General features: G+C 52.4%; 17 protein-coding genes. 14 read left to right on the top strand and 3 right to left on the bottom strand.

Features of this window, described 5'->3' with window-relative positions; genetic code table 11:
* Nucleotides 1–1,314 (bottom strand): D-serine ammonia-lyase, encoded by a 1,314-nt coding sequence (locus ABYW01_RS00615; RefSeq protein WP_372830611.1) that lies wholly within the window; start codon nt 1,312–1,314, stop codon nt 1–3.
* A gap of 117 nt (nt 1,315–1,431) precedes the next feature.
* On the opposite strand from ABYW01_RS00615, the gene ABYW01_RS00610 reads away from it, so the two are divergent.
* Nucleotides 1,432–2,328 (top strand): LysR substrate-binding domain-containing protein, encoded by an 897-nt coding sequence (locus ABYW01_RS00610; protein ID WP_372830610.1) that lies wholly within the window; start codon nt 1,432–1,434, stop codon nt 2,326–2,328.
* On the opposite strand, the gene ABYW01_RS00605 is transcribed toward ABYW01_RS00610, so the two are convergent.
* Nucleotides 2,325–2,822 carry a winged helix-turn-helix transcriptional regulator gene (locus ABYW01_RS00605; RefSeq protein ID WP_193952291.1) on the bottom strand — a complete coding sequence of 166 codons (498 nt, stop codon included), beginning with the start codon at nt 2,820–2,822 and terminating at the stop codon, nt 2,325–2,327. The two genes, ABYW01_RS00610 and ABYW01_RS00605, sit on opposite strands and share 4 nt — an antisense overlap.
* A gap of 134 nt (nt 2,823–2,956) precedes the next feature.
* Here ABYW01_RS00605 and ABYW01_RS00600 point away from each other — a divergent pair, with 134 nt between their 5' ends.
* From ABYW01_RS00600 to alr, 3 genes are all read left to right on the top strand, one after another.
* Entirely contained in the window at nt 2,957–4,210 is a 1,254-nt protein-coding gene (locus ABYW01_RS00600; protein WP_372830609.1) for a D-amino acid dehydrogenase, read from the top strand.
* A 218-nt stretch (nt 4,211–4,428) separates the two neighbouring features.
* A complete protein-coding gene (locus ABYW01_RS00595; RefSeq protein WP_193952293.1) occupies nt 4,429–4,815 on the top strand; it encodes a RidA family protein in 387 nt (128 codons plus the stop codon).
* A 25-nt stretch (nt 4,816–4,840) separates the two neighbouring features.
* The gene (gene alr / locus ABYW01_RS00590; RefSeq protein WP_372830608.1) at nt 4,841–5,917 is read left to right on the top strand and encodes an alanine racemase; all 1,077 of its coding nucleotides are present in this window, start codon (nt 4,841–4,843) and stop codon (nt 5,915–5,917) included.
* Between the two features lie 12 nt (nt 5,918–5,929).
* Here alr and ABYW01_RS00585 read toward each other — a convergent pair whose 3' ends face one another.
* Complete coding sequence (locus tag ABYW01_RS00585; RefSeq protein WP_372830607.1) at nt 5,930–6,544, bottom strand: TetR/AcrR family transcriptional regulator; 615 nt, start codon at nt 6,542–6,544, stop codon at nt 5,930–5,932.
* Nucleotides 6,545–6,701: 157 nt separating this feature from the next.
* Here ABYW01_RS00585 and ABYW01_RS00580 point away from each other — a divergent pair, with 157 nt between their 5' ends.
* The 10 genes from ABYW01_RS00580 (at nt 6,702) to ABYW01_RS00535 (ending at nt 20,413) form a co-directional block, all read left to right on the top strand.
* The gene (locus tag ABYW01_RS00580) at nt 6,702–7,541 is read left to right on the top strand and encodes a crotonase/enoyl-CoA hydratase family protein (RefSeq protein WP_372830606.1); all 840 of its coding nucleotides are present in this window, start codon (nt 6,702–6,704) and stop codon (nt 7,539–7,541) included.
* A gap of 58 nt (nt 7,542–7,599) precedes the next feature.
* Complete coding sequence (locus ABYW01_RS00575) at nt 7,600–9,630, top strand: FAD-dependent oxidoreductase (protein ID WP_372830605.1); 2,031 nt, start codon at nt 7,600–7,602, stop codon at nt 9,628–9,630.
* Nucleotides 9,631–9,976: 346 nt separating this feature from the next.
* Nucleotides 9,977–11,131: a WD40/YVTN/BNR-like repeat-containing protein gene (locus tag ABYW01_RS00570; RefSeq protein ID WP_372830604.1), complete on the top strand. Its 1,155-nt coding sequence runs from the start codon at nt 9,977–9,979 to the stop codon at nt 11,129–11,131.
* Entirely contained in the window at nt 11,131–13,491 is a 2,361-nt protein-coding gene (locus tag ABYW01_RS00565; RefSeq protein WP_372830603.1) for an RND family transporter, read from the top strand. Before ABYW01_RS00570 ends, ABYW01_RS00565 begins: the two co-directional genes overlap by 1 nt.
* A complete protein-coding gene (locus tag ABYW01_RS00560) occupies nt 13,478–14,341 on the top strand; it encodes a universal stress protein (protein WP_372830602.1) in 864 nt (287 codons plus the stop codon). The genes ABYW01_RS00565 and ABYW01_RS00560 overlap by 14 nt, the downstream gene beginning before the upstream one ends.
* A 412-nt stretch (nt 14,342–14,753) precedes the next feature.
* A complete protein-coding gene (locus ABYW01_RS00555) occupies nt 14,754–16,547 on the top strand; it encodes an acyl-CoA dehydrogenase C-terminal domain-containing protein (RefSeq protein ID WP_372830601.1) in 1,794 nt (597 codons plus the stop codon).
* The gene (locus ABYW01_RS00550; protein WP_372830600.1) at nt 16,547–16,978 is read left to right on the top strand and encodes an SCP2 sterol-binding domain-containing protein; all 432 of its coding nucleotides are present in this window, start codon (nt 16,547–16,549) and stop codon (nt 16,976–16,978) included. The genes ABYW01_RS00555 and ABYW01_RS00550 overlap by 1 nt, the downstream gene beginning before the upstream one ends.
* 73 nt (nt 16,979–17,051) lie before the next feature.
* Nucleotides 17,052–18,731, top strand: coding sequence for an AMP-binding protein (locus ABYW01_RS00545; protein WP_372830599.1), 1,680 nt, complete (start codon nt 17,052–17,054; stop codon nt 18,729–18,731).
* Nucleotides 18,731–19,282: a DUF2889 domain-containing protein gene (locus ABYW01_RS00540; protein WP_372830598.1), complete on the top strand. Its 552-nt coding sequence runs from the start codon at nt 18,731–18,733 to the stop codon at nt 19,280–19,282. Before ABYW01_RS00545 ends, ABYW01_RS00540 begins: the two co-directional genes overlap by 1 nt.
* A 381-nt stretch (nt 19,283–19,663) precedes the next feature.
* Entirely contained in the window at nt 19,664–20,413 is a 750-nt protein-coding gene (locus ABYW01_RS00535) for an electron transfer flavoprotein subunit beta/FixA family protein (RefSeq protein WP_372830612.1), read from the top strand.
* Nucleotides 20,414–20,415 lie beyond the last annotated feature (2 nt).

Here is a 20,415-nt window from a genome sequence, read left to right as displayed (position 1 = left end):
TCAATTGGAAATTTTTATCGCTTTTTCAAGATAGTGTTGATATTCCTTATCAGGGACAAACGAGCCACCGGTTAACCAGGCGATATGTATACTATTTTTCAATGAGTTAGCTACATTTTGGGCGTTCAGATACTGTTTGCCCGTGCCTGTGTTAAGCATAGCCGGACCACGACAACTTATAGCTGCTGATGGCTCTACTTCGACATTTTCCAGCTTTTTTAGCTGATGAAGGTGCCTATACAGTGATTCATCAGTTGCCGTATACACACCGGAAACCTGATGACGCACTGCATCACACACCCATTGGGATGCAGTCCCTACCGCTAACCCATCGGCATCGGTATCAATCTGCAAACCCAATTCGTAGATCGGAACAGGTTCCTGTCCCGCATCACCTGCCATGCCCAATAGCATGCAGGGTGCCTGTACCGGTTCAGCGAAGAAACAATGGACGTTCTCGCCAAATAGGGTTTTCAGGCCAAATGTGATTCCACCGGGGGCGCCACCTACGCCGGCAGGAAGATATACGAACAATGGTGTGTCCGCGTTGATCTCGATGCCTGCTGCGTCCAATTGCTGCTTTAAACGTAAGGCAGCCACCGCATAGCCCATAAACAGGCGGGGAGAGTTTTCGTCGTCCACAAAATAGCTGCGTGGATCAGCGTCGGACTCGGCACGGCCTGCGGCAACGGCGGCTCCGTAATCGGCAGTGTGCTCCACCACTTTTACACCGCGATGACGCAGGCGTTCTTTCTTCCATTCTTTGGCATCCGATGACATGTGCACCACAGCATTGAACCCCAGTGCGGCACCCATAATGCCGATACTCAGCCCCAGATTTCCGGTGCTGCCAACGGCCATGGTGTAATCCGCAAACAGTGCGCGGCCTTCTTCTTGCGCAAGTTTCGTATAGTCATCATTGGTATCGGCAAGTAAGCCAGCTTCAAGGGCGAGCTGTTCAGCAAAACATAAGACTTCGTGGATACCGCCCCGGGCTTTGATCGAACCGGCGACAGGCAACTCATGATCGGCTTTAAGGAAGAGTTGCCCCCCAAGAGGGTTGATGGCTGTGTTGAGCGTGGGAGCAGGAAGAAGAGGGGATTCAATCAGGCCATCAGCCTCGATCAATTCAGGAAACAGGATGCTGAGTAGCGGTGCAAAACGTAACAAACGTGCTTCTGCATCGTAGATTCCTGCGATGTCCGGAGTCTCTGGTGCGGCCTCTGCATTCAGATAGTTAGGGTTCAGCCAGACTAAAGGCTGACCGGTACTCAGCAGAGAGTTTTCGTCCGCAGTAATGTTCAGAGAGGTCATCGCTATTCCTGCTTTAAATGATTAGACTATTGTCTGATCAGATCAGTAATAAAACAAACGATAGTTTCTTAAAGGCTGTTTAGTTTTACTAAAGGCTGCATTTTCTACAGGTCATAGATGACAAAACTCACCTCCCGGACATTGGCTTCACTGGTTCATTTTGAAGCCTGTGGTCGACTTCTTAGCTTTTCCGATGCCGCCAAAGAGTTATCCGTGACCACCGGAGCTGTGAGTCAGCAGATTCGAAAGCTGGAAGACAAGCTGGGGATGAAGCTGTTTGAACGTCAACCACGGGGTATCCTTCTGACCCCGGAAGGTAAAGAGTTATTGCTCGTGACGCAGCAATCGGTAGAGGCGATCGAAGCGGTAGTCGAGATGCTCCAGAAACGGAATGCCGAAGATGTGGTTCGTCTCAAATCCACGCCATCATTCGTCTTCAAATGGCTGATCCCCCACCTGCGTACGTTTAATCGCAAGTTTCCGGATATCCGTGTTGAAACCTATGCCGATGCTGCCTTGTTGGATCTAACTGGCGGCGATTTTGATCTGGCGATTGATTACAGCAATGGTGAGTATCAGGACTTTGAAGCGCAGTTGTTGATGCACGAAACCTTGTTGCCGGTGACCAGCCCCAATTATATGCCGGATGCCGATTGGGACGATCCGGCGGTTTGGCAGAAAATCTCACTGTTGCATGATTCCATGCCCTGGCCGGACTCACCGCGTGATGCGGAGTGGCGATACTGGTTGGATCAGTGTGGATTAAACAATGTCTCCAGTACCCGGGGGCACTACTTTAACCGGGCAGATATGGCGATTGCGGCGGCGGATGCGGGTCTGGGGATTGCGCTGGCGCGGGGATCGCTGGTATCCGAGGAATTAGAGTCCGGGCGCCTGATCGCTCCTTTCCCACCGGTAGCGTCCTGTTGTGACTACTACCTGTTGATCCCTAAAGGAACCGCAGAAGGGTCAAGCGCCCGTGTTTTGAGAGACTGGTTACAGACGCTTCCTTAGCGATCCGGAACCGGCAGTTCCTGAGTCTCTTTAACCTCTTCCATCACGATGTAACTCTTCGAGTTTTTTACCCCCGGCAGTGTCAGCAGCATATCGCCCAGCAGCTCACGGTATTGCGACATATCACTGATGCGTGCTTTCAGCAGGTAATCGGAATCACCGGAGACTAGATGGCACTCCTGTATATAAGGCAGCTTCTTCACCGCCTGGTTGAAGAGACCAAACGCGTCCGGTGATTGATAGGAAAGGGATATTTCCACAAACACCAGCATATGATAATCCAGTGCTTCCGGATGGATGCGCGCGTAGTAGCCTTCAATGACACCATCCTTTTCCAGCCGTTTTACACGCTCCATACAAGGCGTGGTTGAGAGTCCCACACGGTCTGAAAGCTCCGTGTAGGAGATACGACCTTCCTGCTGCAAGATCCGCAAAATGTTGCGATCAATTCGGTCAAACTTTCTTTTTTTCAAAGGCTTACGCTTGGATTCCATAATATTTTCTGCGCTTATTATTTTTTATTAGATTGTTATCTGATAACTGATCAAATACAAAGAAATATTCTGACGATCTTATCATAGAATGGTTATATATCTCGTATAGATCAAATAATAATCAGAGGTGATCAATGAAAGTTCTTGTGCTTGGCAGTGGCGTAATCGGTGTAACCAACGCGTGGTATTTGGCTAAAGAAGGTCACGAGGTCACTGTCGTGGACCGTCAGCCTGAAGCTGCGCTCGAAACTAGCTACGGCAATGCAGGGATGATTTCACCCGGTTATGCGATGCCTTGGGCCGCGCCTGGCGTTCCAATCAAAGCGATGAAATGGATGATGCAGGATCTGGCCCCGCTCGCTATCCAGCCAAAGCTCGACAGTAGCATGTACATCTGGATGAGCAAAATGCTGCGTAACTGTAGCGAAGCGGCCTACGCTGTGAATAAAGAGCGTATGTTGCGTATTGCTGAATACAGCCGCGACTGCTTTGTGGATCTGCGCAACGAAATTGACATTGATTACGAACAGCGTACCGGTGGTACGTTGCAGCTATTCCGTACCCAGAAGCAGCTGGACAGTGCTGCCAAAGATATGGCGATCCTGAAAGAGTGCGATGTGCCATTTGAAGCACTGGATACCGCAGGGTGTGTGAAGGCAGAGCCTGCTCTGGCGTACGTGAACGAAAAGATTGTGGGTGGATTACGCCTGCCGGGCGACGAAACCGGTGATTGCTTCAAGTTTACCCAGTCTCTGGCTAAAGAGTGTGAAGCACTGGGTGTGAAGTTTATGTTTAACACCAGCGTTGATGCGCTGGACGTTGAAAAAGGTGACGTGACGGGCGTTCACACATCTGCCGGTTTTCTGACGGCTGACAAGTATGTTGTTGCGATGGGTAGTTACAGCCCGTTACTGCTGGCGCAGATCGGCATCAAAGTGCCGGTATACCCAATCAAAGGTTACTCCCTGACGCTGCCGATTGTTGATGAAAGTCGCGCCCCGGTGTCTACCGTGATGGATGAAACCTATAAAGTCGCTGTGACCCGCTTTGATGACCGTATCCGTGTGGGCGGTACCGCAGAAATTACCGGTTACGATCTGGGCTTGCCAGAGAAGCGCCGCGCCAGCGTTGATCACGTGGTGGACGACCTGTTCCACGGCGGTGGTGATCTCTCCAAAGCAGAATTCTGGAGTGGCTTGCGTCCAATGACGCCGGACAGCGTGCCGGTACTGGGTGAAACTAAGTACAAGAGTCTGTTCCTCAACACCGGCCACGGTACATTGGGCTGGACCATGTCTTTGGGCAGCAGCCGTTATGTTGCCGATCTGATGTGTGGTCGTGAACCGCACATCAGCACAGCAGGCCTGTCCGTGGCCCGCTACAGTTAAGACAGCTGTGTGGATCGGTTACGTGCCGGTCCGCCCCTGTAAACGTTTAACCCACTTCATGACGTCCGATGACCTTTGGAGGCGAGGGCTTTCCCGCCTCTGTTTTTTTTCTTTTTTGCTGTCATTATATGGACGTCACCTGATTTGGCCCGACTTGTCCTGCACCGGGTTGAGCGTGTAATCAACTAATTAGTCTTTTTAGTCTTGAAGGAACACTCATGAACAAAAGCATCATCAGCACTGAAAATGCCCCATCAGCAATCGGTACTTACTCACAGGCAGTGAAAGCGGGTAACACTGTATATATCTCCGGCCAGATCCCTCTGGTGCCAGAAACAATGGAGATGGTTACCGAATCGTTTGAAGCTCAGGCTGAGCGCGTTTTCCAGAACCTGAATGCGATTGCTGAAGCATCCGGCGGTACGCTGGCTGACGTGGTTAAAGTCACCATCCTGCTGTCTGATCTGAAATACTTCGGAACCGTTAACGAAGTGATGTCCCGCTACTTCGCAGAGCCTTACCCTGCACGTGCTGCATACGCTGTTAAGCAGCTGCCTAAAGAAGCAGACATTGAAGTTGAAGCGATCATGGTGATCGGCGAGTAATTTTCGCCGCTTACCGGAGAAACCTTTGAGTCGCAAAGCACGGGCACTCGTTCGGCTGGATGCGATTCGTCACAACTATCGGCTGGCGAAATCGCTGCATCCAACGACAAAAGCTGTCGCAGTGGTGAAGGCGGACGCTTACGGCCACGGCGCAGTCGCTGTGGCGCGTATGCTTGAATCCGAAGCCGATGCGTTTGGTGTTGCCTCGATTGAGGAGGCGATGGTTTTGCGTGAGGCCGGTGTGAACGCACCGGTGACGTTGCTTGAAGGTTTCTTCGATCCATCTGAACTGCCCTTGATCGACCAGCACGGTTTATGGAGTGTTGTGCACAGCACGCATCAGATTGATGCGTTATCCCGTTACACCCCCTCAGCCCCGATCAACGTCTGGTTAAAGATGGATTCCGGGATGCACCGTCTGGGCATTCCTGTGACAGAATTTCGTTCCGCTTATGATCGACTGCGCGCGTTGCCTCATATCGGTGAGATTGTGTTGATGACCCATTTTGCCTGCGCTGATGAGCTAAGCTCCCCTGCGACGCACCAGCAGATCCAATGTTTCCAGCAGACCGTTCAGGGAATTCAGGCCCCGCACAGTTTATCCAACTCCCCCGCAACACTGGGTTGGCCGGAAGCAAAAGGCGATTGGTTACGTCCCGGTATCATGCTTTATGGTATCTCTCCCTTCGATGTTGATCAGACACATGCGACCCAGCTGCAACCGGCGATGAGTTTGTTATCTGAGGTTATCGCGATTCGCGAGATCCAACAGGGCGAAAGTGTAGGGTACGGTGCGAGCTGGACCGCAGGCAGAGCAACCCGTGTGGGGACGGTGGCTATGGGTTATGGCGACGGTTTCCCCCGGCAGGCTAAAAGTGGCACACCGGTGATGGTAAATGGAGAACGCACACAGATAATCGGTCGTGTCTCCATGGATATGATGACCGTGGACCTGACCGATGTCCCCTCTGCGGGGATCGGTGCTAGCGTCGAACTCTGGGGTGAGAACCTATCTATCAACGAAATCGCCGGATATTGCGATACCATCCCTTACACGCTGGTGACCGGCCTGACGAATAGAGTTGTCCGTCACTATCTCTGAGCGCAATGTTCATCAGTCGGTTCGAGTTTGTGCCAACAACATCGCAGCCGCTGTTCGTCCCATCTCTTCCAGATCATTCTTGTCCACGTAGATGCCGTCGTTGAGCAGCCGGCAAAGGCCGTGCAATGTCGCCCAGCTGGCTTGTGCAACCCGCAACGTTGGGTGTTGATCGGTCAACACCTGCTGTGCTTGCAAGGTTTCGATCCATTCCAGCCAGTGCTGGAAGCAGCGCTTTGAGATTGTCTTAAGCGAATCCGTCGGTTTGCCCAGCTTCCAGATCTCTTTACCAAACATCAGGTCGTAGGTTTCGGGGTTGTTATCTGCGAAGCGGATGTAGCTCAGGACATACAGCTCGAACAGCGCCCGTTTATCCAGTTCGAGATGTTGTTGCGGCAGTTCACTGACCGCGTGGATATGGTCACTAAACCCCGCTTCAGCGATCGCGCAGAGCAGTTCGTTTTTGTCCTTGAAGTGGTGGTAGGGCGCGGTACGTGAGACGCCTACGTTGTCAGCCAGTTTGCGCATGGACAGTGAATCCACACCGCCTTCGCGAATAATGTCGGTGGCTGCCTGAAGGAGTGATTGGCGTAGATCACCGTGATGATAAGTCTTCTTGTCCTGAGTCATAGGGCGAAATCTAACAACGCATCTTGACAGCGTCAACATTGAGTTATAACTTGACGGTGTCAAGATGGGTTGGTTTGTACATATCTGCACAGCATATTGAGTCTGTGGTTTGCTCAAAAACCGATCGATCATCGGAAGATCTAAGTGAGGATTATCTATGAGTTACGCCAACTTCAGCCTGTCCCTGGAAGGGCATATCGCGCATTTACAGTTGAATCGACCAGACGCCTACAACTCGATGGATCAGGCGTTCTGGCAGGATCTGCCCGCGGCGATCCGCAGTATTGATGAAGCGGCTGAAGCGCGGGTTATCGTGATCAGTTCAACCGGAAAACACTTCAGTGCGGGTATGGATCTGGAAGTTTTCAGCAATCCGAATCCAGTCCTGTTTCAGGGCGAGCGGGGTCGGCAGGCTGAAGGCATGCGCCGTCTGGTACAGCAGCTGCAAGCCTGCTTTAACGTGCTGGAAGAGGTGAGAATGCCGGTGATCACGGCTATTCAGGGTGGTTGTATTGGCGGTGCTGTGGATATGGTTTGCGCGGCCGATATGCGGTACTGCACCGCGGATGCGTTCTTTCAGGTGAAAGAAACTGAGCTGGGGTTGGCCGCCGATCTGGGTACGTTGCAGCGTATGCCGCGGCTCATCGCACCGGGTCTGGCACGCGAGCTGGCTTATACCGCACGTAAGATGCTTGCAGCTGAAGCGCTGCAGTCCGGTTTTGTGAATCGGGTGTTTGACGATCAGGACAGCATGCTGGCAGAGGTGATGCAGATCGCGCAGCAGATCGCAGAGCGCTCTCCACTGGCGGTGACTGGCACCAAGCAGATGATGAACTATGCGCGTGATCATAGTGTGGCGGACAGTCTGACGATGATGGCGACCTGGCAAGCAGGAATGTTCCAGCCAACGGATATGATACAAACCTTTACCGCCAAAATGGGCAAAACCACGCCTGACTATGAAGGTTTGCGTCCGATCACTGAGCCACTGGCGTAAGCCCAAAGCACTGATATAAGCCTGAGCCGAAACAATAAGAATCCAAAGGATCATTAAGATGAACAATACCCACCCGAATTATCCCAACCTGTTTCAACCCCTGGATCTGGGTTTTACGACGTTAAAGAACCGTATCCTGATGGGATCGATGCATCTGGGGCTGGAAGAGCGTCCGAACGGATTTGAGCGTATGGCGGAATTCTATGCCGAACGTGCGCGCGGTGGCTTGGCGATGATCGTCACCGGGGGGATTGCCCCCAATGAAGAGGGTGTTGTGCATCAGGGTTCAGCCATGATGGTGAGTAACGAGGATGTGGTTAAGCACCGGGTGGTGACGGATGCGGTGCATGAAGCCGGTGGTAAGATCTGCATGCAGATTTTGCACACAGGGCGCTATGCCTACAGCCCCCAGCTGGTGTCTCCATCGGCGATCAAAGCGCCGATCAACCCGTTCCCGCCGAAGCCGCTGAGTGAAGAGCAGATCGAACAGCAGATGCAGGATTTTGTACGTTGTGCCTGTCTGGCGAAGGAATCCGGTTACGACGGCGTGGAGATAATGGGATCGGAAGGTTATCTGATCAACCAGTTTATCGCCACGCGTACCAATGACCGTGATGATCAGTGGGGCGGTGAGTATGAGCAGCGCATCCAGTTCGCGGTTGAGATTGTGCGCCGTGTGCGTGAAGCGGTCGGCGAACAGTTCATCATTATCTATCGTCTTTCCATGTTGGATCTGGTGGAAGGCGGTAGTTCCTTTGAGGAGATCGTGCAGCTGGGTAAAGCCATTGAGCAGGCCGGTGCCACCATTATCAATACGGGTATCGGCTGGCATGAAGCCCGTATCCCAACCATCGCGACTAAGGTGCCGCGCGCGGCATTTACCTGGGTCACCGCACGGGTGCGTGCCGAGCTGAATATTCCTTTGATCACCTCTAACCGTATCAACATGCCGCAGGTGGCTGAAGATGTGCTGGCGAGAGGGGATGCCGATATGGTGTCAATGGCGCGTCCGTTTCTGGCCGATCCCGAGTTTGTGGTTAAAGCGGAAGAATCCCGTGCCGATGAGATCAATACCTGCATCGGTTGTAATCAGGCCTGTCTGGATCATATCTTTGCAGGCAAGTTGACCAGTTGTCTGGTGAACCCGCGTGCGTGTCATGAAACCGAACTGCTAATTACCCCGGCAAATGAAACCAAGAAATTCGCGGTAGTGGGCGCGGGTCCGGCGGGTCTGGCGTTTGCCACAACCGCTGCAAAGCGGGGCCATCAGGTCACGTTGTTTGACGCGCAGTCCGAAATCGGTGGGCAGTTTAACGTGGCCAAGCGGATTCCGGGCAAAGAGGAGTTTTACGAAACCTTGCGCTACTTTGCGCGTCAGGTTGAGCTAACGGGTGTCGAGCTGAAGCTGGGTGAGTCTGTCAGTGCTGAGATGCTGGATCAGAGTGATTTCGATGAGGTTGTGATTGCGACCGGTATCACCCCGCGTACACCAGAGATTGAAGGGATCGATCACCCTAAAGTACTGAACTACCTGGATGTGATGGGCGGTGCAGAGGTCGGGCAGAAAGTGGCTGTGATTGGTGCCGGTGGTATCGGTTTTGATATCAGTGAAGTACTGATTCACCAGGGCCAGTCGACCAGCCAGAATATCGAAGCCTTTATGACCGAATGGGGTATCGATATGTCCCTGCAGGCACGAGGTGGTGTTGAAGGCGTAGAAAAGTCGTTTGAACCGGCGGCACGTGAAGTTTATTTGCTGCAGCGTAAAGCCAGCAAAGTCGGTGCCCAGCTGGGCAAAACGACGGGTTGGGTTCACCGCATCGATCTGGCAAAAAAAGGTGTTCATATGCTCAGTAAGTGCGAATACGTGAAGGTTGATGATGACGGTTTGCACATGCTGGTGGGCGGAGAGCCTGAATTGTTGGCGGTGGATAACGTGGTGGTATGTGCGGGGCAGGAACCCAACAGGACTCTGGCGGAGCAGATCAACAACAAAACTGTTCACCTGATCGGTGGTGCGGATGTAGCGGCCGAGCTGGATGCTAAGCGTGCCATTGATCAAGGGACGCGTCTGGCGGCAGCGATCTGAATCTGATTGCAGGGGTGGTTGTATAGATCGCCCCTGATCTTATTGTTCTTGAGGCCAGACTGAACAGATTAGTCACTATCTATGAGATATGTGGTCTTTCCTTATAAGCCACTGATTCTTGATCTTCACAGGTGATAACGATTTATGTCATTAAACCTGCGTTGAAATGTTATTGCTGTTAACAGCCTGATCCATGACACTGCTGTAACAGCTTTGATTGCCCATTTTCTATGGACAGCTATTCGTATTGGCGAAGCAGCTGATAGAGCGTCTCAATTCGGAATGAGCATCGATTTGGACGAGGCAAAGCGTGAATACCGAAACAAATATAATAATCGGGTCCCCTATGAACAAAAGCTCAACATCCATTCTGTTGACCATATGCTGCCTGTTATCTGGCATCGCTTTCTCATTTCCTGCATTGGCCGCCTCCGGAGATCGTCTGGAACGCCCGTCGTTAGAACTTCATGCCCTTACCGATCACTCTGTTGCCAGTAATGTATTGCTGCTGGATATAGCCTTGGCGGGCTCCCGTCTGGTCGCGGTGGGTGAGCAAGGCGCGGTGTTGTTGTCAGATGATGCCGGGTACAGCTGGCGTCAGGCCAAGGTGCCTTCCAGTGTGCTGCTGACGGCGGTGAACTTTGTTGATGATCAGAACGGTTGGGCCGTTGGGCATGACGGTGTTGTATTGCGCAGCGAAGATGGCGGTGAAAACTGGCACCTGCAGCTAGATGGTGAAGGCATTAATCAGAACCGCATTACGACACTGGAGCAGGCACTCGCCGGATTGGATCAATCGTCTGAGAATGAAGGCATCGATAGAGAGATGCTGGAGTATGCGCTGGAAGATGCGCAGTTTGCTGCGGAAGACGGTGCCAGCACTCCACTGTTGGATGTGTGGTTTGCCAGTCGGGATCTGGGTTATATTGCCGGGGCTTATGGGATGTTGTTACAGACCCGGGATGGCGGCAAGAGCTGGCAGAGCATGGATCATCTGATTCCAAACCCTGATCGATTTCATCTGAATGCCATTCAGGCAACAACAGACGGTTCGTTGTTTCTCGCAGGAGAGGCCGGGTTGTTGATTAAAAGTGATGATCAGCACACCGCATGGCAGGTTATTGAGTCGCCTTATGAAGGGTCTTTCTTTGCGATGCAGGAGTCTAAGGGACTCTATCTGATGGGCTTACGCGGGCATCTGTTTCGCTCAGATGCAGGCACACGCTGGAATCCGATCAAGGTCTCAACTACCAGTAGCATCAACGCTGCCGTCACCGATTCACACGGACAGCTGATTTTGTTGGGGCAGGGCGGGTTGTTACTTCAGCAGCAGGGATCAGCATTTGTACCACTCGCGGCGGCCACGCGGACCAGCTTCTCATCGGGTGTCGTGCTCGGTCAGCAGCTTATATTAGTGGGTGAGGCGGGTGTCACCCGTGTACAGCTGGATGCGCAAGTAACACAGACTACGGTGCCTTCAGATCAGGGAGGTCGTTCCTGATGAATATGACTCGCGTACTGTTAACGCCTATCAAATCTAGCGAGCAGTTGCTGGAGCGTTTTCTGTTTTTCCGCCGAGGGTTGGTTGTCAGCCTTTTCGCCTTGCTGACACTGGGGTTAATCTGGCAAGCCAGTCAGATACGGCCGGATGCCAGCTTTGTCAAAATGATCCCGTCGGATCACCCGTATGTGAACAATTTCCTTCAGTATCGGGATGATCTCGCAGGTTTAGGCAACAGTGTACGGATCTCTGTTGAGGCGACAGAGGGCGATATATTTTCTGCTGAATTTCAGGACACCCTCAGGCAGGTGACCGATGAAGTGTTCTTTATTCCCGGTGTGGACCGTTCGGCGCTGAAATCGATCTGGACACCTAATGTTCGCTGGACTGAAGTCACTGAAGAGGGATTTGTCGGTGGTCCGGTGATTCCGCAAACCTATGACGGTTCGCCAGACAGCCTTGAACAAGTACGGATCAATATCCTGCGTTCGGGGCAGGTAGGCCGCTTGGTCGCCAACAATTTCAAGTCCGCCATTATTCAGGTGCCATTGTTTGATCGTCACCCGCAGACGGGAGAAAAGCTCGACTATCAGCAGTTCTCCCATCAGCTGGAAGCGCTGATTCGCGATAAGTATGAACGCGCGGGTGTGGAGATTCATATCACCGGTTTTGCCAAAATCGTCGGTGACCTGATCGACGGTGCAACCCAGGTTGCGCTGTTCTTTGCCATCGCTTTTGTCGTGACGCTGGTCTTGCTTTACCTCTATTCAGGCAGTGTAACAGGCACATTGATTCCACTGGCGTGCTCAGTCATTGCGGTGATCTGGCAGGTGGGTCTGTTGAATCTGCTGGGCTATGGGCTGGATCCCTATTCGATGTTGGTGCCCTTTTTGGTGTTTGCTATTGCGGTCAGCCACGGTGTGCAAATTGTGAATACCATCACCTTGGAATCTGCGCAGGGCGCAGATCGTCGACTGGCTGCACAGCGGGCCTTTCGTGCCATTTTTATTCCCGGCCTAATTGCATTGTTATCGGATGGCATTGGGTTTGTCACGCTGCGAGTGATCGAGATTGAGGTGATTCAGGATCTGGCGGTGGCCGCATCCGTTGGCGTGGCGGTGATCATTCTGACCAACCTGCTGTTGCTGCCGGTGCTCATGTCCTATGCCGGGGTGGGTCAGCGTGCGATTAATCGCGCCCGCAACAGTTTTGATCGTGAGCACAGTTACTGGTCGGTGCTGACTGTATTTACGCGTCGCCGTGGTGCCGCGACTGCCCTGGTGGTTGCGGGTGGTTTAGCGGTGGTTGGTTTTGTGCTCAGCAGTGATCTGAAGATTGGTGATCTCGATACCGGTGCGCCGGAGTTGAGAGCTGACTCCCGATATAATCTGGATAACAAGTTCATTACGGAAAACTACTCCACCTCCAGCGATACCTTTGTGGTAATGGTGAAAACGGGCGAGGAGCAGTGCAGCAGCTTTGAAACACTGACGCTGGTGGATCAGTTCCAGCACAGCCTGAAAAACGTGGCGGGTGTGCAGAGCAGTATTTCTCTGGCCGATGTTTCTGAGCGTGTCACGGCGGGCCTGAATGAAGGCAGCCTGAAGTGGCGTTCAGTGAGTCGCAATCAGATGGTGATCAATGCATCGCTGGCCTATGTACCTGCGGGGTTGATGAATGCCAGTTGTTCACTGCTGCCCGTGATCATCTTTCTGGACGATCATCGGGCCGATACTCTGCTGCGAGTCACAGAGGCTATCGAGGTGTTCGCCGGTGAACATAACTCCGAGCGCGTTCAATTCCTGATGGCGGCGGGTAACGCGGGTTTTGAAGCTGCGACCAACGAAGTGATCAGTGTGGCTCAGTACGAGATGTTGTTCTGGGTGTATGGGGTGGTGAGTTTGCTCTGCTTGCTCACCTTCCGGTCGTTGAAGACGGTGTTTTGTATCATTGCGCCGCTGGCACTGACATCGTTGCTGTGTCAGGCATTGATGGCCCAGCTGGGTATCGGTGTGAAGGTGGCGACCCTGCCGGTGATCGCGCTTGGGGTGGGCATCGGTGTCGACTATGGCATCTATATCTATTCCAAGCTCAATACCTATCTGGTGCAAGGTTACAGCCTGCCTGATGCCTATCTTGAAACCCTGAAAAGTACCGGTAAGTCGGTCGCATTTACCGGGCTGACCCTGGCGATTGGTGTTGTGCTTTGGGTGTTCTCGCCGATCCGTTTTCAGGCGGATATGGGCGTGTTACTCACCTTTATGTTCATCTGGAATATGCTCGGCGCATTGATATTGCTGCCAGCGTTAGCGTGTTTGCTGCATAGCAAAGAGAAGGAGTCGGTTCATGTTGTTCAGTAAACGTATTCTGGTGGTGTTGGATAGTGGCCCGCAGAGCCGTAATGCTTTACATCGGGCGCAGCTGATTTCGGAGCGTATGGCCTGTGATCTAGAGCTGATCTGGGTGGGGAAATCGACCCCCTGGAGTGGTATCGAAGCGGATATGAGCGCACTGGCCAAATCCGAGATCTGCTTCACACAGGAGGTGGTGACTGACGATCTGATTGATGCGGTGTGTAAGCGCTGGAAGCAAGATCACTTTGCCCTGTTGGTGAAAGGTTGTGATCCACGCCACAGCAGCCGCAAGCTATTGGCCTCCAGAGACTGGAAGTTGTTACGCAATACACCCTGTCCGGTGTTGCTGGTGAAACATGATCATCACTGGGCACACGGCCGGATTCTGGCAGCTGTTAATACGACGACCCATAATCCCGCATTACGCGCGAATAATCAGGGTATCCTGATGTTGGCGGGTTTTATCGCGCGGGCACTGGATGTGCCACTGCATGCTGTGATTGCAACACCTCCGGCGATGCAGGGGGCAGAACCTGAAATGCAATCGCAGGTGCTGATCGACCAGCGTGCACAGCGTTGTGCAGAAACAGTACTAAGCGATATGAATCTGACGGTTGATCAGCTACATATTGGCGAAGGGCCGCCCGAGCACTGGATTCCTAAAGTCAGCAAGGAGATCGATGCGTCGCTGGTGGTCATTGGCACGCATGCGCGACGGGGTATGTCAGCGGCATTGCTGGGCAATACCGCCGAACGGATACTGGATCAGTTGAATACCGATATTCTGGTGTTGCGGGCGGGGCTAAGTGAACCGTTGAAACCACTGATTAAGGAAGTAGATACCGCTGTAAGCTAAATCACCTGATGATGCCACGGGTCTGTATAAGACCTGTGGCACTTGTTCCGATCACGCCTGTACGCCTCGTCACATGCTTAGCACATGTGACTGTCTGTTCTAGCCCTATCAAGGCTGCTTCCCTAAGTGCGCAGTATCTCTGCTTTACCTCCCTGAACGCGCCTTTAATTCATAACTTGTCATAAAATCAGTCTGAGCGTTTTTGTGTATAAGTCCTTTTTATTCAGTGTGTTAGTGGTTTTTTGAAGAGTGGTGGTAATTTTTGTCATTAAAACTGGTGGCTTTTGTTATTGGCGGATAAGGGGCTTTGAACCATCCTGTTATTAAATAAAACGTAGTCAGCCTGTATCGATTTATCGGGCATCCCCAAGCCGGGGCTGACAGAACAATAATAGGAATTGAGGGATTTGTTATGCCGGAATATAAGGCACCTTTACGTGATATGAGTTTTGTTCTGAATGAAGTGCTGGAGCTGAATGCACACTATCAGAACCTGCCTGGCTGCGAAGAAGCGACACCGGATATGGTTGCGGCCATCATGGAAGAGGGAGCTAAGTTTTCTGAGCGAGTACTCTCTCCGCTGAATCAGATTGGCGACCAGCAAGGCTGCCAGTGGAGCGAAGAGGGTGTGACCACCCCTGAAGGTTTCCGCGATGCGTATCAGCAATTTGTTGAAGGCGGCTGGCCGTCACTGGCCCATGATCCCGAGTGGGGTGGTCAGGGTTTACCTGAGTCATTGGGGATTGTGCTGAATGAGATGGTAGGCACGGCGAACTGGTCGTGGAGCATGTATCCGGGGCTGAGCCACGGAGCGATGAATACCATCGAAGCACACGGCACTCAGGATCAGAAAGAAACCTATCTGACCAAACTGGTTTCCGGTGAATGGACCGGCACGATGTGTCTGACTGAACCTCATTGCGGTACGGATCTGGGTATGTTGCGTACCAAGGCTGAGCCAAATGAGGATGGCAGCTTCCGCATCAGCGGCACCAAGATCTTTATCTCTGCCGGTGAGCACGATATGGCAGACAACATCGTGCATATTGTACTGGCCCGCCTGCCGGATGCACCGGAAGGGACTAAGGGTATTTCCCTGTTTATCGTACCGAAATTTATGCCTGCCGGTGGCGGTGTGGGTGATCGTAACGGCGTCAGCTGTGGCTCACTGGAACACAAGATGGGGATTCACGGTAACTCCACCTGTGTGATGAACTTCGATGAAGCCACCGGTTACCTGATTGGCCCGCCGAACAAAGGTCTGAACTGCATGTTCACCTTTATGAATACGGCGCGTATTGGTACTGCACTGCAAGGTCTGGCTCACGCTGAGTGGGGTTTTCAGAACTCACTGGCGTATGCCAAAGATCGTTTGCAGATGCGTTCCCTGACCGGCGCAAAATGTCCGGATAAAGCGGCAGACCCAATCATCGTGCATCCGGAAGTGCGTAAATTGCTGCTGACCCAGAAAGCATTTGCCGAGGGCGGCCGGGCGTTGATCTATTACACCGCGCAGCTGGTGGATAAGGTCCATCAGGCATCCCCTGAAGAGCGCGCAGAAGCGGATGGCCTGCTGGCACTGTTGACGCCGATCGCTAAAGCCTTCCTGACCGAGGTGGGCTTTGAGTCTGCCAATCACGGCTTGCAGGTCTTCGGTGGGCACGGTTATATCGCTGAGTGGGGCATGGAACAGAACGTACGTGATAGCCGTATCTCCATGTTGTACGAAGGTACCACCCAGATTCAGGCGCTGGATCTGCTGGGTCGTAAGGTCCTGATGACGCAGGGTGAATCATTGAAACGCTTCACCAAAATCATTCACAAATACTGTCAGGCACAGTCTGATAATACCGGTTTGAAAGAGTTTACCGATCCGCTGCTGACACTGAACAAAGAGTGGGGTGAGCTGACCATGCAGGTGGGTATGAAAGCGATGCAGAACCGTGATGAAGTGGGTGCGGCCTCTGTGGATTACCTGATGTACTCCGGTTACGTCACGCTGGCGTATTTCTGGGCACGCATGGCTGAAACTGCGCAGCAGAAGCTGGCCGAGAGTGACAGCGACAAAGCGTTCTACGAAGCGAAGCTGACCACTGCACGTTTCTACTTCCAGCGTATCCTGCCACGTACCCGTGGTCTGGTGGCGACCATGGTGTCAGGTGCTGACAACCTGATGTCACTTGATGATGAACACTTCCAGTTCTGATGAAAACGCTTAGACGCTTTTTAAATACCTCAGCAGGCCGCGCATTAGCGCGTGGTCTGCTGAAACTGAATGCCAAACGTTACCGCAATACTAAGAATAAGGGGACCAGTTCCATGGCCGATTTGAATGCGATTTTTACCGAGATGAAAGCCCGTTTTAACCCAGCCGCTGCAGCGGATACCGATGCCGTCTTTCAGTACGTGATCGATGGTGACGCACACTGGAGTGTGACTGTGGCCGAGAGTGACTGCCAGGTGGCAGAAGGTGAGCACGATACCCCAACCGTGACCCTGAATATGGACAGCACAACACTGGAAGAGGTGATGTCTGGTGAGACCGATGGTATGCAAGCCTTTATGACGGGCCGTATCCAGGCCGAAGGTGACATCATGATTGCGACAAAACTGGCGGTACTGTTTCCGGTAAATTAATTGATTTAGCGGCTACACTACACGACTGATTTAAAACACCGTAACAATAAAAATAACAGCATGCGAGGTTGTGATGGAAGGGCAGATCCCTGCAGCGGACAGCATCCCTGAGGATATTAATCCACAGGGTTTTCAGACTATCCCTGATGTATTGGCGTATGCCGTTGGTCACTATGCGGATCAACCGGCCTTCACCAGTTTTGGTCGTACACTGAGTTATACGGAACTGGATCGTTTATCGGCCGCGTTTGCGGTTTACCTGCAACAGGAAACCGATCTGCAGCCGGGAGACCGCATTGCGATTCAGCTGCCCAACCTGATTCAGTATCCGGTTGTGCTTTACGGTGCGATGCGTGCGGGGCTGGTGGTGGTGAATACCAACCCGTTGTATACCGCCACGGAGATGGAGCACCAGTTCAAAGATTCCGGTGCTAAAGCCCTGATCATCCATAAAAGCATGGCGCACAAAGCGGATAAGATTATTCACAACACCGATGTGAAGCACTTATTTGTGACGCAGGTGGGTGATCTGCACGGTTTTGTAAAACGCACGTTGCTAAATGCTGCGGTGAAGTATCTGAAAAAGATGGAGCCTAAATACCATCTTCCAGGGGCGATCTCTCTGCGCACAGCGTTGCTGAAATACTTAGGTGATGTACCTGTTCTGGTGCGTCGACGTCCTTCGGATATTGCCGCGTTACAGTACACCGGTGGCACGACCGGTGTCTCTAAAGGCGCAATGCTGACCCATGCGAACCTGTTGTCTAACATGATGCAGTTGCAGGACCGGATCAGCGGCATCGGTACTGACTGGCACCTGCAAGTGATCTCGCCACTGCCGCTTTATCATATCTATGCTTTTACCATCGCTCAGGTGGTGCTGGTCTCGGGTGGGCATACCGTGCTGATTCCTAACCCACGGGACATCGATGGCTTTGTAAAAGAGCTGGGAAACTGGGAACCCACCGGATTTATTGGTCTGAACACCCTGTTTGTTGCCCTCTGCAATAAGGATACATTCAAGGCTCTGGATTTCAGTTCTCTACAGGTCACTATCTCAGGGGGGATGGCCCTGACCCACGCGGCGGCAGAACTGTGGTTGCAGAGCACCGGTAGCGAGATCATCGAAGGGTATGGTTTAACTGAGACTTCACCGGCGGTGTGTGCCAATGAGCCGGGCGCGGTTCAGATCGGTACTATTGGGGTGCCGGTGCTTCACACCGATGTGCGGATTATCAAGGACGGGGAAGAACAACCGATCGATGCACCAGGAGAGCTTTGCGTCAAAGGTCCGCAGGTGATGCGAGGTTATTGGCAGCGAGATGCCGATACCCGGAGCAGTTTTACACCGGACGGATATTTTATGACCGGTGATATTGCGGTCCGCCAGCCCGATGGTCGCTTCCGTATCGTTGACCGGGCGAAGGATATGATCATTGTTTCCGGCTTCAACGTTTACCCCAATGAGGTTGAGGATGTAGTGAGTTCGCATCCGGATGTTGTTGAGTGCGCAGCGATTGGGGTGGAGGATGCCGCCAGTGGTGAAGCGGTGAAACTCTTTGTGGTGGCCAAGACCTCTGATCTGAACCGCGAAGAGATTCGTGATTGGTGTAAAGAGCGCCTGACACGCTACAAAGTACCGAAGTATGTGGAGTTTTCTGAAGAGTTACCGAAGTCCAATGTGGGTAAAATCTTGCGCCGAATGTTGAAAGAACCGATGCCAACACTGGATGATCTGGACAAGGTGAGCTGATGCCATTATCAAAACCCGCACGCCGTGTGCTGGCGCATCAGCGCACGGTGAATTGTAACGGTTACCAGCGTGAAGATGGTTTGTGGGATATCGAAGGCCATATGCAGGATGTTAAAAGCAAACCCATCGACAATCCCGAAAGGGGAGGTTATGTCGCGGCGGGGGAGCCGTTTCATAATCTGGGCCTGCGGATCACCATCGATCAGACATTGTTGATTCACACCGTTGACGCTTATATCGATGCCTCGCCGTTCAGGATGTGTCCGGGGGTGGTGGGCGTCTTTAAAAAGCTGGAAGGGACCCGTATTGGTCCCGGTTGGCAGCGTCAGAGTAAAGAGCTATTAGGCGGCGTTCAGGGCTGTACGCACCTGAGTGAGCTGCTGATGCCAATTGCCACCACGGCCGTACAAACCCTCTGGCCGACCTCAAAAGAGGGTGTTATGAAATTAGGTGCACAGGTGATGTTAAACACCTGCCGTACCTGGGCGCAGGACAGTGAGGTGATTAAAACCTACCTGCCTGAGCTGTATAACGAAGAATTACCCACATGAGGGTCTGAGCACGATCACCCAAGCAATCCACCTTCGTGAGTTTTAGCCGGCCTAGTGCCGGTTTTTTTGTACCTAAATAAAAGTCAGTCCTTTGTAGGTTGGGTTGAGCAGCGCGATACCCAACAGTGAGTGAATTCAACGGCATGTTGTGTTGGGTATCGCTGCGCTCGACCCAACCTACGGGATATGTACAGATATTAGGCATATTTTATGGTTTTTGAATCTTTGTGTTAGTTCTTTGTTGATGTCTTACTATTTGAAATTACTGGTTTTTTTGTTGCTTGGTAATATTTGTCACTAAATGAGCTGGTTTTTGTCATTGTTGAAATCAGCCCTCCGATTAGTATTTAGGCATAACCTGAACATCAAGAAGGGCCGATGATGAAAGTACTGGTCGCAGTAAAGCGTGTGATTGACTACAACGTCAAAGTACGTGTGAAAGCCGATAACACCGATGTAGATCTGGCCAATGTGAAGATGGCCCTGAACCCGTTCTGTGAGATCGCGATTGAAGAAGCGGTTCGAATGAAAGAGAACGGTATCGCGGATGAAGTGGTTGTGGTGTCGATTGGCACCAAACAGTGTGAAGAGCAGATCCGCACTGCACTGGCACTGGGCGCTGACCGCGGTATTCGAGTTGATGTGGACGCTCAGATGGACCCGCTGTCTATCGCCAAGTTGCTCGCCAAAGTGACAGAGAAAGAGCAGCCAGGGTTGGTGGTGCTGGGTAAGCAGGCGATCGATTCCGATAACAATCAGACCGGTCAGATGTTGGCCGCACTGATGAATTGGCCACAAGGTACGTTTGCGTCCGAAGTAAACGTCGAAGCGGGCAACGTCAACGTCACCCGTGAAGTGGATGGTGGCTTGCAAACGGTCGCGCTAAACCTGCCTGCGGTGGTGACCACTGATCTGCGTCTCAACGAACCGCGTTATGCCTCCCTGCCGAATATTATGAAAGCGAAGCGCAAGCCGCTGGAAACCCTGAGTACTCATGATCTGGGTGTTGCTGTGACCTCTGCCCTGACGTTGCTGAAGGTGGAAACGCCACCTGAACGTCAGGCAGGTATCCGGGTTAGCTCGGTCGATGAGCTGATCGATAAACTGAAAAACGATGCCAAAGTGCTGTAAGG

Source organism: Pontibacterium sp. (assembly GCF_041587635.1).
GTDB lineage: Bacteria > Pseudomonadota > Gammaproteobacteria > Pseudomonadales > Balneatricaceae > Pontibacterium.
The sequence above is the reverse complement of the archived record's forward strand: the minus strand, read 5'-3'. Positions and strand labels throughout refer to the sequence as shown.

Excerpts from the sequence above, each read along its gene's own strand:
- ABYW01_RS00550 (WP_372830600.1), top strand. The coding sequence starts at position 16,547 with ATGAAAACGCTTAGACGCTTTTTAAATACCTCAGCAGGCCGCGCATTA.
- ABYW01_RS00535 (WP_372830612.1), top strand. The coding sequence starts at position 19,664 with ATGAAAGTACTGGTCGCAGTAAAGCGTGTGATTGACTACAACGTCAAA.
- ABYW01_RS00615 (WP_372830611.1), bottom strand. The coding sequence starts at position 1,314 with ATGACCTCTCTGAACATTACTGCGGACGAAAACTCTCTGCTGAGTACC.
- ABYW01_RS00560 (WP_372830602.1), top strand. The coding sequence starts at position 13,478 with ATGTTGTTCAGTAAACGTATTCTGGTGGTGTTGGATAGTGGCCCGCAG.
- ABYW01_RS00570 (WP_372830604.1), top strand. The coding sequence starts at position 9,977 with ATGAACAAAAGCTCAACATCCATTCTGTTGACCATATGCTGCCTGTTA.
- ABYW01_RS00610 (WP_372830610.1), top strand. The coding sequence starts at position 1,432 with ATGACAAAACTCACCTCCCGGACATTGGCTTCACTGGTTCATTTTGAA.
- ABYW01_RS00595 (WP_193952293.1), top strand. The coding sequence starts at position 4,429 with ATGAACAAAAGCATCATCAGCACTGAAAATGCCCCATCAGCAATCGGT.
- ABYW01_RS00600 (WP_372830609.1), top strand. The coding sequence starts at position 2,957 with ATGAAAGTTCTTGTGCTTGGCAGTGGCGTAATCGGTGTAACCAACGCG.
- ABYW01_RS00545 (WP_372830599.1), top strand. The coding sequence starts at position 17,052 with ATGGAAGGGCAGATCCCTGCAGCGGACAGCATCCCTGAGGATATTAAT.
- ABYW01_RS00555 (WP_372830601.1), top strand. The coding sequence starts at position 14,754 with ATGCCGGAATATAAGGCACCTTTACGTGATATGAGTTTTGTTCTGAAT.
- ABYW01_RS00585 (WP_372830607.1), bottom strand. The coding sequence starts at position 6,544 with ATGACTCAGGACAAGAAGACTTATCATCACGGTGATCTACGCCAATCA.
- ABYW01_RS00580 (WP_372830606.1), top strand. The coding sequence starts at position 6,702 with ATGAGTTACGCCAACTTCAGCCTGTCCCTGGAAGGGCATATCGCGCAT.
- ABYW01_RS00605 (WP_193952291.1), bottom strand. The coding sequence starts at position 2,822 with ATGGAATCCAAGCGTAAGCCTTTGAAAAAAAGAAAGTTTGACCGAATT.
- ABYW01_RS00565 (WP_372830603.1), top strand. The coding sequence starts at position 11,131 with ATGAATATGACTCGCGTACTGTTAACGCCTATCAAATCTAGCGAGCAG.
- ABYW01_RS00540 (WP_372830598.1), top strand. The coding sequence starts at position 18,731 with ATGCCATTATCAAAACCCGCACGCCGTGTGCTGGCGCATCAGCGCACG.
- ABYW01_RS00575 (WP_372830605.1), top strand. The coding sequence starts at position 7,600 with ATGAACAATACCCACCCGAATTATCCCAACCTGTTTCAACCCCTGGAT.